Origin of the sequence: Amycolatopsis sp. DSM 110486, assembly GCF_019468465.1 — a bacterium.
Classification (GTDB): domain Bacteria; phylum Actinomycetota; class Actinomycetes; order Mycobacteriales; family Pseudonocardiaceae; genus Amycolatopsis.
In genome coordinates this window covers 10,876,537-10,888,460 of record NZ_CP080519.1, presented here as the reverse complement: position 1 = coordinate 10,888,460, position 11,924 = coordinate 10,876,537, and the positions used below count along the sequence as shown (strand labels likewise).

The 11,924-nt window shown below is 70.4% G+C and carries 11 protein-coding genes; 6 read left to right on the top strand and 5 right to left on the bottom strand.

The features are described 5' to 3' along the window. Nucleotides 1-198: 198 nt before the first annotated feature. On the top strand, nt 199-792 hold the full coding sequence (locus tag K1T34_RS52495) for a TetR/AcrR family transcriptional regulator (protein WP_220242201.1): 594 nt from the start codon (nt 199-201) through the stop codon (nt 790-792). Between the two features lie 160 nt (nt 793-952). On the opposite strand, the gene K1T34_RS52490 is transcribed toward K1T34_RS52495, so the two are convergent. Further along, nucleotides 953-2,263, bottom strand: coding sequence for a glycosyl hydrolase family 8 (locus K1T34_RS52490; RefSeq protein ID WP_220242200.1), 1,311 nt, complete (start codon nt 2,261-2,263; stop codon nt 953-955). A 140-nt stretch (nt 2,264-2,403) separates the two neighbouring features. Here K1T34_RS52490 and K1T34_RS52485 point away from each other — a divergent pair, with 140 nt between their 5' ends. From K1T34_RS52485 to K1T34_RS52470, 4 genes are all read left to right on the top strand, one after another. After that, nucleotides 2,404-3,567, top strand: a complete 1,164-nt coding sequence (locus K1T34_RS52485) for an ROK family protein (RefSeq protein WP_220242199.1) — start codon at nt 2,404-2,406, stop codon at nt 3,565-3,567. Between the two features lie 247 nt (nt 3,568-3,814). Continuing rightward, nucleotides 3,815-4,855: an LLM class F420-dependent oxidoreductase gene (locus K1T34_RS52480; RefSeq protein WP_220242198.1), complete on the top strand. Its 1,041-nt coding sequence runs from the start codon at nt 3,815-3,817 to the stop codon at nt 4,853-4,855. 210 nt (nt 4,856-5,065) lie between these two features. Next, nucleotides 5,066-6,028 carry a Ppx/GppA phosphatase family protein gene (locus K1T34_RS52475; RefSeq protein ID WP_220242197.1) on the top strand — a complete coding sequence of 321 codons (963 nt, stop codon included), beginning with the start codon at nt 5,066-5,068 and terminating at the stop codon, nt 6,026-6,028. A gap of 42 nt (nt 6,029-6,070) precedes the next feature. Further along, entirely contained in the window at nt 6,071-6,247 is a 177-nt protein-coding gene (locus K1T34_RS52470) for a hypothetical protein (RefSeq protein ID WP_220242196.1), read from the top strand. 103 nt (nt 6,248-6,350) lie between these two features. Here K1T34_RS52470 and K1T34_RS52465 read toward each other — a convergent pair whose 3' ends face one another. From K1T34_RS52465 to K1T34_RS52455, 3 genes are read right to left on the bottom strand one after another with little or no spacing between them, the layout of a single operon-like run. Next, entirely contained in the window at nt 6,351-8,732 is a 2,382-nt protein-coding gene (locus tag K1T34_RS52465; protein ID WP_220242195.1) for a glycoside hydrolase family 65 protein, read from the bottom strand. Further along, nucleotides 8,729-9,460, bottom strand: a complete 732-nt coding sequence (locus K1T34_RS52460; RefSeq protein ID WP_220242194.1) for an HAD family phosphatase — start codon at nt 9,458-9,460, stop codon at nt 8,729-8,731. The genes K1T34_RS52465 and K1T34_RS52460 overlap by 4 nt, the downstream gene beginning before the upstream one ends. Before the next feature lie 10 nt (nt 9,461-9,470). Next, nucleotides 9,471-9,839 (bottom strand): helix-turn-helix transcriptional regulator, encoded by a 369-nt coding sequence (locus K1T34_RS52455; RefSeq protein WP_220247871.1) that lies wholly within the window; start codon nt 9,837-9,839, stop codon nt 9,471-9,473. Nucleotides 9,840-10,016: 177 nt separating this feature from the next. On the opposite strand from K1T34_RS52455, the gene K1T34_RS52450 reads away from it, so the two are divergent. Beyond that, nucleotides 10,017-10,505, top strand: coding sequence for an SRPBCC family protein (locus tag K1T34_RS52450; RefSeq protein WP_220242193.1), 489 nt, complete (start codon nt 10,017-10,019; stop codon nt 10,503-10,505). Between the two features lie 3 nt (nt 10,506-10,508). Here the strand turns inward: K1T34_RS52450 and K1T34_RS52445 are convergent, their stop codons facing one another. Further along, nucleotides 10,509-11,657 carry an ROK family protein gene (locus K1T34_RS52445; RefSeq protein WP_220247870.1) on the bottom strand — a complete coding sequence of 383 codons (1,149 nt, stop codon included), beginning with the start codon at nt 11,655-11,657 and terminating at the stop codon, nt 10,509-10,511. Nucleotides 11,658-11,924 lie beyond the last annotated feature (267 nt).

Sequence of the window (11,924 nt, the reverse complement as noted above, 5' to 3'; positions counted from 1 at the left end):
CCATGTACCTCTCCTCGTCGTTTTGGGGACGGCGGGCAGCGCCGTCCGAACCCGATGACTGCATTGGCATCCAGGAGCGAGGGCGGCCGCGTGGCTGTGGCTGGAGTCGGCCGTTCGCGAGATCGATCGGCCGGAGTCGGCCGATCGACAGTTAATTAACGTTCATTAATGGGTGGAAAGGGACGATAGTCTGGAGCTGTGACCAAGTCAACGGCCGTCTCGCCGCAGGCCGTGCTCGAAGCCGCTCGCGATCTTTTCGCGAGCCGGGGCTACCGCGGCACCTCGATGAAGGACATCGCGCAGGTCTTGGCGGTCTCGGCGCCGAACCTCTACAACCACGTCACGTCCAAGCAGGATCTCCTCTACCGGATCATGGACGTGGCGATGGACCGCGCCCTGGCCGCGCTCGCCGCCGCCCTCGACGGCGTGACCGACCTGGCGGACCAGCTGCGTCGCGCCACGGAGGTCACGGTGCTGGACTTCCTCGAGAACCCCGCGGAGGTCACGGTCTGCAACAGCGAGATCCGCAACCTGGAAACACCGTTGCGCCAGGCCATCATCGACAAACGTGACGCCTACGGTGCGCAGATCCTCGCCATCGTCGACCGCGGCTGCGCGCAAGGTCTGTTCGACGTGTCCGAACCGCGGGTCGCCTCGTTCGCGATCCTGGAGATGGGCAACAACGCGAAGGCCTGGTTTCACCCGGACGGCCACTACACCGCGGCCGAAGTGGCCGCACTCTACGGCACTTTCGCTCTGCGGATCGTCGGCTGCCGGCCCGCGGAGCGGTGATCCGTGCGGGCGGTGGCCGGGCGGGTCGTGCCCCGCTGGGCCAAGCGCACTCTCAGGGGAGAGAACTGCTCGTACGACCCTGATCCGGTGAAAAGGAATCAGGGCGGGAGAGGATTCCGGCTCTCCCGCCCTGATTTCTACTTCTCGCCCGGTCTGTCGCTCAGTTGTGGTTACCGTGCGGTGCCCAGATCCTGAACTGGCCGCTGTCGTAGAGCAGGCCGAGCAGGTAGAGCATTCCGTCGTAATAACGGGCCCGCCCGGTCGGGATCGGCGTGTTCCAGAAATCCCGGACAAAGGCGTTCTTGTCCGGATTGGTGGCCGAGATCGCGGAGGTCGAGTTCATCGCCACGAGCCCCTCGGCGTGCGCGGGTTCGTAGGTGTTCTGGCCGGAGGTCAATGGGGTGCCGTCGAGGTGGTAGCGGCTGACATAAGTGCTGACACCCTGGCCTTGGAAGAAGTGCTCCAGCGTGTTGGAGTACTGCGCCTCCCACGGCTTGACGCCGTACCAGGAAGCGTCGACGTTGGCGTTGGCGATGGCGCGCCACGCGTCTTCCTGGAAGTTGTGGTCGTAGGCATTGTCGGTGACCGTCTCGCTCGGCCGCAGGTACGGCGTGCCGTCGAAGTGGGCGTAGTCCGGCGCCAGGCCCGTCACCGGGTTCGCCGCCTTCTGCAGCAGATTTTCGCCCGCGGTGTAGGCCTTGTCCCACAGCTCGCGATCCGACGGGTCAGCCGCGGCGAACACCTTGTAGAACCCGGTGAGGCTGTAGGAGGGATCGGTGTAGTCGACCGCGAACGGCGGCGAGAACGTCGGCAGGGAGGACTGGCGGTCGAACATGTCGACGCCGCCGTGATCGGACTCGTGCCACATCGCGTGCAGGATCTGCTCCGCCTGCTGCCCGTAGTCGTAAGTCCCACGCCCGTCGCCCCACCGGCCGGACGCGAAGTCGAGCGCCGCGGCCATCCACTGGTCACCGTCGGGCGCCACGCCGGTGTCGATGATCTTCCCGGTGGTGTCGGTGTGCCAGGCGAAGTAGTACTGCTCGGGCCCGCTCTGGATCTGCATCTTCGTCTTCGCGAAGTTCCACAGCGCGTCGAACTCCTGCTTGTGGCCCAGCTGCACCGCGATCATCATGGCGTAACCCATGCCTTCGGTGCGCACGTCCTGGTTGCCGATGTCCTCGACATAGGCCAAGTCCGGCGCGAGCTGGTAGTACAGCGTCTGGCCGTCGTAGCGGTTCGCGTCGGTGCCCGGGCTGCCGTGGAAGAGCTGTTGCCAAGTGGTGTTCACCTTGGCGTCGACCTGTCTCTTCGAGTAGCCGGCGCGGGCGAACGCGTCGGGATACGGCCCGGCGTGCAGATTTCCGGGCGGATTGTGGGCGGGGAATGGTGCGGCGAATGCGGTCGCGGATACGGAGGACAACAAAGCAGCGGTCGCGAGAATCAGCGTGCTGAGTTTCGTCGTCTTGCGCACACGACACCTCCTCGTGTCAGGGCGGGCACGGTGGCCGCGGGGCCGTCGTCAACTTAAGAGGCCGAGATAGAGCGAGTCAATGGCCAACCCTCGCCAGAAATGGGGGAGGTTATTTCAATTATGTGGCTAACCTTGCTAACGTGACCGGAGTGGAATCGCGACAAATGCGCAATCGGCGCGCAGTGCTCGCCGCGGCACGATTCGGGCGTCCGACGACCCGTCTCGAGATCGCGCGCATGACCGGCCTCTCGGCGGCCACCGTCTCCGGCCTCGTCGCCGACCTGATCACGGACGGTGTCCTGGTCGAGCTGGCCCAGCGAGTCCCCGCCGCGGGCGTGGCCGGCGGGCGCCCGGCCGCGGCGCTCGCCGTCAACCCGGCACTGGGCGCGCTGATCGGCATTCACCTGGCCCACGCGGGGGTCCGGATCCTGCTCGCCGGCGTGGACGGCACCGTGCGCGCCGAACACGCCCACGACATCGACGTCGAACACCAGCCGGCCGACACCCTCGAGTACGTGGCCTCCACGGCGCTCGACCTTGTCGCGGACCTCGAAATCCCGCACCGGGGGCTGCTGGGAGTCGGGGTGGCGGTCTCGGCTCCGGTGCTGCTGCATTCGCAGACCCTCAGCTCACCGCCGATGCTGAGCGATTGGGGGGAGGTCGACATCGCGGCCCGGCTCGGGAAGCGCATGGGCCTGCCCGTGCATGTCGGCAACGACGCCGATCTCGGCGCGCTCGCCGAATGGCGCCTCGGCGCGGCGGCGTCCGCGGACAACTTCGTCTACGTGATGCTGTCCGAGGGGGTCGGCGCCGGCCTTGTCCTGCAAGGCCGGCTCTACGAGGGTGACGCCGGTGCCGCGGGTGAGCTCGGGCACGTCACGGTGGTACCGGACGGGCTCATCTGCCGATGCGGCAGCCGGGGCTGCCTGGAGACCGTCGTCGGGGCTCGCGCGCTGGCCACCACGCTCGCCCACAGCCACGGCCCCACCTGCAGCTTCGCCGATCTGATCTCCCTGGCGCACCAGGGAGATCCCGGCGTCCGGCGCCTGCTCGGCGACGCGGGCCGGGCCGTCGGCACCGCGCTGGCCCCCGTCTGCACCGTGCTCAACCCGAAACTGGTCGTCGTCGGCGGCACCCTCGCGCAGACCGGCGAGCCGCTGCTCACCGGCATCAGGGAGACGCTGGCGCGCAACGTTTCGCCAGTCACCAACCGGACGCCGGAGGTCCTCCCGGGCGCACTCGGCACTGGCGCCGAAGCGCTCGGCGCGGTGATCACGGCGAACCAGTTCGCCGACCTCGGCTGAGAGCCGTGCCTCGCGTGCCTTCCGCGAGCAGGCGGTCCGCCGTTGCGCATCGGTCGCGTGCGTGACCTCCGACCACCGCCTGGCGATTCGGGCCGGAGGGCGCAGAGTCCAGGCTCGACGTCGCGGAGACCGCTATCTCCTGCGCCGGACCGGCTTCGGGGAGGTGGCCGCGCGGGGTCGTGCCCCGCTAGGCTAAGCGCACGCTTAGCCAGGCTGGTGCGCCGGGCCGTGGGAACGAGGGAGCACGATGAGGATCGGGACGGGCATCAACTACTCCGGCGGGTTCGCCGACAGCGTGGCGGACATCGTCGAGCTGGAGAAGGTCGGGCTCGACATCGCCTTCGTCCCGGAGGCCTACAGCTTCGACGCGGTGAGCCAGCTGGGGTACCTCGCGGCGAAGACCGAGCGCGTGCAGCTGGCGTCGGGGATCTTCCAGATCTACACGCGCACGCCGAGCCTCACCGCGATGACGGCGGCGGGCCTGGACTTCGTGTCCGGCGGCCGGTTCACGCTCGGGCTGGGCGCGTCGGGCCCGCAGGTGATCGAGGGGTTCCACGGCGTGAAGTACGACGCGCCGCTGGCCCGCACGCGCGAGATCGTGGAGATCTGCCGGCAGGTGTGGCGGCGCGAGCGAGTCATGCACGAGGGCAAGCACTACCCGATCCCGCTGCCACCGGAGCAGGGCACGGGGCTGGGCAAGCCGCTGAAGCTGATCAACCACCCGGTGCGCGAGCGGATCCCGATCCTGCTCGCGGCGCTGGGGCCGAAGAACGTCGCGTTGACCGCGGAGCTCGCCGAGGGCTGGGAGCCGATCTTCTTCCACCCGGAGAAGGCGAACGACGTGTGGGGCGAGGCGCTGGCCGAGGGCAAGGCCAAGCGCGACCCGGCGCTGGGCGAGCTGGACGTGTTCGCGGGCCCGGCGCTCGCGATCGGCGACGACGTGGAGCACCTGCTCGACCAGATCCGGCCGCACCTGGCGCTCTACATCGGCGGGATGGGCGCGCGCGGCAAGAACTTCTACAACACCCTCGCCCAGCGCTACGGCTTCGAGGCCGAGGCGAAGGAGATCCAGGACCTCTACCTGGACGGCAAGAAGGACGCAGCCGCGGCCGCCGTGCCACTGGAATTGCTGCGCGCGATCTCGCTTGTGGGCCCCGCGTCGTACGTCAAGGAACGGGTGGCGGCTTTCAAGGAAGCGGGGGTGACCACGCTCGTGGTCAGTCCACTGCAGCCCGGTCGCGAGGCCCGGGTCGACGCGGTGGCGAAGCTGCGGGAGATCATCGGCTGACCTGCGCCGACGCGCCGGTGAGCGGGACGAATCTGGTTCGCTCAGGCGTTCGGTTTATCATGTCGTAATCGGAAGGTGTGAAGAAGTCGCACCTCGGGCCCGCGGCTGTGGTGGAAAACCGTAAATCTGCCGCTGGTGGGTCACTTCGGGTGTAAGAACGGTCTTCCGGGGGAACACGACGGCGAAGGCGAAAGCGAGGTAGGCCTGACTGTGCGCAGAGTAGCGGGGCCGGCTGCAGGAGTGCTGGACGTGGGTTCGTTCAGCGCCCGCCTTGTCGTCCTCGAGCCCGGGGGTACGCCGCTGGAGCCGGCCTTGAGCCACCAGACTCGGCTGCGCCTCGACCGTGAGCTCGACGACGACTGCCGGCTGAGCCCGCGCGGGATCGCCGCCATCTCCGCGGCGGTGGCCGACGGGGTGGCCGTGGCGAAGGAACACGGCGTACGCGACGTGTTCCCGCTGGCGACGTCTTCGATCCGCGACGCGGCCAACGCCACCGAGGTGGTGCGCCGCGTCCGCCGCGACACCGGCGTGGAGCTACAGTTCCTCTCCGGCCGGCGCGAGGCCGAGCTGACCTACGTAGGCGCGCGGCGCTGGTACGGCGCGTCCGCGGGCCCGCTGCTGGTGCTCGACATCGGCGGCGGCACGGTGGAGCTGTCGGCCGGCGGCGGTTCGCAGGCCGAGTTCGCCCGTTCGCTGCCGCTGGGTGCCCGCTCGGTCACGCGCGACTGGTTTCCCGCCGAGCCGCCGGTGCGGTCCAAGCGGGTCCGCGCGCTGCGTGAGCACGTGCTGGAGGAGGTGTCCGGCGCCCTGGGCGACGCGACGGAGCACCTCGCCGACCACCGCGTGGTTGGCTGCTCGAAGGTGCTGCGCCAGCTGGCCCGCCTCGCGGGCGACCGCCCCGGCAAGGACCGCGAGCTGCACCTCGACGACCTGCGCGTCTGGATCCCGCGCCTGGCCGCCATGCCGTCGGCGAAACGCGCCGAACTGCCCGGCATTTCGCGCCAGCGCGCCCAGCAGGCCCTCGGCGGCGCCGTCGTGGCCGAAGCCCTGCTCACCATCGCGGGCGGCCGCATGGCCATCTGCCCGTGGTCCACCCGCGACGGCCTCCTGCTCACCCTGCTCGACGCGCTCGCCACAACGCCGGACAGCACGGGTTCGCGTCCAGCCGCGTGACACCCCTGGTGCGACCAGGCCGAAACGAGGTATCCCGGACCCATGACACGTGAGCTCTTCCCGCGCGACCGCTCCGAGGACGGCGAAGACGACCTGACGCTGCCCGACCCCAGCCGTGTGCGCTCCGAGGTGCCCACGGCTCCGGGGCCGGATCTGACGCCGAGCCATACGGAGGAAGTGGAGCCGCCACCGGGCACCGAAGACGCTGAGGACGCCTGAACGTCGGTTTGTGGTGCGGCCGGCGGATTCGGGGTGGCTGCAGGCGCAGGTGTGGTGGTGGTAGAGCCCCGCGGAGCCTGAGCGCCCGCGGGGCCGGGGAAACTCAGGCCTCCGGGGACACGAACTGGCGCAGCTTCGACCCGTCCCGGCGTTGGGGTGCGCGGCCGTAGGGCTGGAGCGGCGGGTCGCCAGGGTCGACGTCCGCGATGGGGAGCGTCACGGGGTCCGTGGTGACCGTGAAGCGCTCGCCGTGGTGGACGAGTTCCAGGGGCTCGCCCTCGAGGACGTGGTAGCTGGCCTCGCCGGGGCGGATGGCGACCTGGAAGCGCGTGCCGCGGAAGGCCAGGCGGAAGGTGATGCCGCCGAGTTGGCGGGGCAGGCGCGGGGCGAACGAGAGCTGCCCGCCGTGGTCGCGCAGGCCGCCGAAGCCCGCGACGGTGCCCTGCCAGGCGCCGGCGAGCGAGGCCATGTGCAGGCCGTTGCGCACGTTGTTGTGCACGTCGTGCAGGTCGGTCAGCGCGGCCTCGGCCAGGTAGTCGTACGCGAGGTCCAGGTGGCCCACCTCGGCCGCGATCACGGCCTGCGTGCCGGCCGAGAGCGACGAGTCGCGCACCGTGCGGGCCTCGTAGTAGGCGAAGTCGCGGGCCTTCTCCTCGGGGCTGAACGAGTCGCCGCACACGTGCAGCGCCAGTACGAGATCGGCCTGCTTCACGACCTGCTTGCGGTACAGGTCGAAGTACGGGTAGTTCAGCAGCAGCGGGTAGAACGCCGGGTCGGTCCCCTTGTAGTCCCACTCGTCGTGCTCCAGGAAGCCCTCCGACTGCGGGTGCACGCCGAGTTCCTGGTTGTAGGGCAGGAACATCGCCTCGGCCGCGGAGCGCCAGCTGTCGATCTCCGCGATGTCCACTTCGAACTGCTGCACGACGTCGGGGTACTTCTCGCACACCTGCGCCGCGGCGAGGAGGTTCCGTCGCGCCATCAGGTTGGTGTAGACGTTGTTGTCCGCCACCGCCGAGTACTCGTCCGGGCCGGTCACGCCGTCGATGCGGAAGTGCCCGTGGCGGTCGAAGTGCCCGAGCGAAGCCCACAGCCGCGCGGTTTCCACCAGGAGTTCGGCGCCACAGCCGCTTTCGAACTCCTCGTCGCCGGTCGCGTTGAGGTAGCGCTGCACGGCGTCGGCGATGTCGGCACTCACGTGGAACGCCGCGGTGCCCGCGGGCCAGTACGCCGAGCACTCGGCGCCGGTGATGGACCGCCACGGGAACGCCGCGCCGCTCAGGCCGAGCTGCTTCGCGCGTTCTTTGGCCTTGTCCATTGTGGAGTGCCGCCAGCTGAGCGCATCCCTAGCCGCGCCCGGGATCGTGTAGGTGAGCACGGGCAGCACGAAGGTCTCGGTGTCCCAGAACGCGTGTCCGTCGTATCCGGGACCGGTCAGGCCTTTGCCGGCGATCGCGCGCTGCTCGCCACGGGCCCCGGCCTGCAGCAGGTGGAACAGCGCGAACCGCACGGCTTGCTGAAGCTCGGGGTCGCCGTCGATCTCGATGTCCGAGGTCGCCCAGAAGTCGTCGAGGTACTGGCGCTGCTCGCTGATCAGCCCCTTCCACCCCGTCTGCCGCGCGCCGGCGAGCGCGGCCTCGACCTGCGCGCGCAGCGCGGGCACGGACCGCTGCGCGGACCAGCCGTAGGCGAGGAACTTCGTGATCCGCAGGCGCCCGCCCTTCGGGACGTCGACGGCGACCGTGAGCCGCGCGAGGTCGTCCTCGCTGTGGATGCGAGTGTGGATGCCGTCGTCGACCTCGATCTTGTGGTCCATCGCGGCGGCCATGCGCAGGCCGGAGTTGCGCGTCTGGTGCACGAGCACGGCCTGGTAGTTCGCCGCGCGGTTGAACTGCGACACCAGCGGCGTGTCGAGAGCGGCGGCGACGCGTGGGTCGCGGGCGTCGGACTCGATCGGCTCGTTGGCCAGCAGGTCGGACTGGACCACGAGCTGCAGGTCCTCGTCGAGCGGCTCCACCTCGTAACGGATCGCCGCGATCGCGCGCTGCGTGAACGACACGAGCCGCTCGGTCTTCACGCGCACGCGGCGGCCGGTGGGGGAGGACCACTCGGTGGAGCGGGTCAGGGTGCCGCTGCGGAAGTCGAGCACGCGGTCGTGCTCCAGCGCCGTGCCGTAGCGCATGTCGAGCGGCTCGTCCTCCACCAGCAGCCGGAGGATCTTGCCGTCGGTCACGTTGACTACGGTCTGCCCCTCCTCGGGGTAGCCGTAGCCGCCTTCGGCGTAGGGCAGTTCGTGCTGCTCGTAGAAGCCGTTGAGGTACGTGCCGGGCAGTCCGCGCGGCTCGGCTTCCTCGAGCGTGCCGCGCAAGCCGATGTGGCCGTTGGACAGCGCGAACGCCGATTCCGTGCGCTGCAGCGCGTCGACGTCGAGGCCGCGCCAGCGCAGCTCCCACGGCGAGCACTCGTAGCCGAACGGCGTTTCGGTCATGCCTTCTCCAGGAGTTCGGCGAGGTCGTCGACCACGACGTCGGCGCCGTGGGCTTTCAGTTCGGCGGCCTGGTCGGCGCGGTTCACGCCCACCACGTATCCGAAGTGGCCGGCGCTCCCGGCCTGCACGCCCGAGAGCGCGTCCTCGAACACGGCCGCGTGCGCAGGCTCGACACCGAGCGCCTTCGCGCCGGCGAGGAAGGAGTCGGGGGCGGGCTTGCCCTTGAGGTTGTCGCGCCGGATGACCAGTCCGTCGATCCGGGCCTCGACGAACTTCGTGAGGTCCGCGGCTTCGAGCACCTTCGCGCCGTTGGCCGACGACGTCACCACGGCGATGCGCAGGCCGGCCGCCTTCGCCTCTTCGAGGTAGCGCACGGACCCGGGGTAGGGGTTCACGCCGCGTTCTTCGATGATCTTCAGGACCAGCTCGTTCTTGCGGTTGCCGACGCCGTTCACGGTCGGCTCGTTCACACCGTCGTCGGGGGAGCCTTCGGGCAGCCGGATGTCGCGGGAGCGCAGGAACTCGCGCACGCCGTCGGCGCGCGGGCGGCCGTCGACGAAGGCCGCGTAGTCGTGGTCGGTGAACTCCCGGAACGTGTCGCCGTCCCGGCCGCGAAGAAACTCGTCGAACGTCCGTTTCCACGCTTCACGGTGGAGCACGGCCGTTCCGGTCAGCACGCCGTCGAGGTCGAACAGACAGGCGGTGATGGTGTCCGGCAGTCCGATCATGAGCGCAAACCTACCGGTCCGGACTCGCTTCCGCGGCACCCGTGTCGTGGGGGCGCACGCGGTGGATCAGCTCGTGCACGGTCGCGTCCGCCAGCCGGTACCGCACCACACGCCCGTCGCGGTGCGCGGTCACGAATCCGTGGGCTCGCAGCAGCCGCAGCGCCTGCGAAACGGCGGTGTCCGTCATGCCCGTGGCCGCCGCGAGGTCGGTGACGCTGATCTCGCGCGCGTAGTGGATCGACACGAGCAACGCCAGCCGCGACGGATCGGCCACCACGGCGAACCGCCCGGCCCACTCTTCGATGACCGCCCTGTCCCCCAACCCGGCGACAGCGGCGGCCACGCGCTCCGGGTCGATCAGACGCCGGTCGGGCTCGATGCTCACAACGCCCGATGATTCCACCCCGGCCGCCCGCCGACCACCGCGGCCGAGCTCTGGGCCGCGCGGGAATGTTCAGCCGCGGTGTCGAACCGGCGCCGGTGCGTTCGTCGAGTGGGTGCGCAGGGCTTCACACGGGAGGAAGCCCGAGACGAACTGATGAGGAGCGTGCCCGTCATGGCCGAGAAGAACGTGAGTGCCACCCTGACCATCGCAGTACCCGCCGGCACGGTTTTCGCGGTCCTGGCGGACCCGGCGACCCACGCCGCGATCGACGGCACCGGCTGGGTCCGGGAACCCGTCGACCGGGCGCTGCTCACCGAGGTGGGGCAGCTGTTCCGGATGGACATGTACTACGCCACCGGCTACCGGGTGGTCAACAAGGTTCACGTGCTCGAGCCGCCGCGCGTCGTCGGCTGGTTCACCGGGCAGGAGAAAGAAGACGGCGAGCTGGAGTTCGGGGGCTGGACCTGGCGTTACGACCTCACGCCGCTCGGTCCGTCCGGCACCGAAGTCACGCTCACCTACGACTGGGCGGCGGTACCGCAGTTCATCCGCGATCGCGGTATCCGGTTCCCGCCGTTCTCCCCTGACCACCTTGTCAACTCGCTGCACCACTTGGCCGAACTGGCCGAGGCGTCCCGGCTCGCGGCCGGGTCGCAGTGAGGTTCAGGCCGCCCCGACCCGACGTTCGAACACCAACCCCTCGGCGGCCCGCAACCCCACACTCATCGCCCCCGTCAGTACACCGTCGTCGCCCAGTTCGCCTTGGACGACGGTGGGGACGAGGGGCGTGAAGGAGCGCAGGGCGCGGTCGATGGGGTCCAGCAGGAGGTCGGCGGCGGTGCCGATGCCGCCGCCCAGGACGATGAGTTCGGGGTCCACCACGGCGGCCACGGAGGCGACCGTGTAGGCGAGCCGGTCGGCTTCCGTCCGCACCGCGCGCTGGGCCAGTTCGTCGCCCTCGCGGGCCAGGCGGAAGACCTCGCGGGCCGATTTCGCCGTGCCCAGGCCGAGTTCGCGTGCGCCGCGGACCACGGACTGGGCGGCGGTGGCCTCTTCGAGGTGGCCGCGGGCCGGGACTTCGCCGCCGGACTGGGTGCGGCCGTAGGGGAGGTAGCCGATCTCGCCGGCGGCGCCCGTCGCGCCGCGGAAGACGCGGCCGTCGACCATGAGGCCCATGCCGACGCCGGTGCCGATCATGAGGCAGCCCACCACGGACGCGCCGCGGGCGGCGCCGCTTTCCCACTCGCCGACGGCGGTGAGGTTGGCGTCGTTCTCCACGACCAGGCCGGCGCCCAGCGCGGCCTCCAGCTCGTCGAGCAGGCCGGGTTTGCCCCAGCCCGGCAGGTTCGGCGCGTGCCGGAAGCAGCGCTTCGCCGGGTCCGCGACGCCGGGGGAGCCCAGCACGCGCACCACGATGTCGGCGTCGGTCAGCCCGGCCTCGGCCACGATCTCGCGCGCCAGCCGGCCGACGGAGGCGACGAGCGCGCTGCCGGAGCGGGCCGTGTTGCGGGCGTCGCGCCTCGCGACCACCGTGCGGCCCAGGTCCGACACGGCGACGCGAATGTGCTCGCGCCCGATGTCCACGCCCAGCACGTACCCCGCGGTGGGGTCGGCTTCGTAGAGCACGGCGGAACGGCCGGTGCCGGTGGACGTGTGCCCGGTCGCCCGCGCGAGGCCCGCGGCCTCCAGCGCCAGCAGCGCCTGGCTCACCGTCGGCTTGGACAGCCCGGTGTCCTTCGCGACCTGCGGCCGCGTCGCCGGCCCGCCGCGGCGCAGCAGGTCGAGCACCGCCCGCTGGTTGATCCTGCGCATCCCGGCCGGCGTGCCGACCGGCGGAGTCCCCGCGCCCACCACGTGCCGCCCGCTTCCTACTCGTGCCGATGTCATCACTGCCAAGGTAACCGGCTTCGGCAGGAAACCTTCTTTTCACCCGTTCGGTGACCAGCGGCAGAGCGTCCAGGCGACGATACGGGCTGTCGGCGCCATCGCGGCGCAGGGCGCGCGGAGCCAAGGCGTGACGAGTGTCCGAACGGCCATCCGGCGCAGCCCGCGCTCACCCGTCGGCACCCCCGTGAACAC

What these genes read in the sequence shown, in the direction of transcription:
- K1T34_RS52465 (WP_220242195.1), bottom strand. Translation starts at nt 8,732, where the DNA reads ATGACCGAAACGCCGTTCGGCTACGAGTGCTCGCCGTGGGAGCTGCGC.
- K1T34_RS52460 (WP_220242194.1), bottom strand. Translation starts at nt 9,460, where the DNA reads ATGATCGGACTGCCGGACACCATCACCGCCTGTCTGTTCGACCTCGAC.
- K1T34_RS52470 (WP_220242196.1), top strand. Translation starts at nt 6,071, where the DNA reads ATGACACGTGAGCTCTTCCCGCGCGACCGCTCCGAGGACGGCGAAGAC.
- K1T34_RS52450 (WP_220242193.1), top strand. Translation starts at nt 10,017, where the DNA reads ATGGCCGAGAAGAACGTGAGTGCCACCCTGACCATCGCAGTACCCGCC.
- K1T34_RS52445 (WP_220247870.1), bottom strand. Translation starts at nt 11,657, where the DNA reads ATGCGCAGGATCAACCAGCGGGCGGTGCTCGACCTGCTGCGCCGCGGC.
- K1T34_RS52480 (WP_220242198.1), top strand. Translation starts at nt 3,815, where the DNA reads ATGAGGATCGGGACGGGCATCAACTACTCCGGCGGGTTCGCCGACAGC.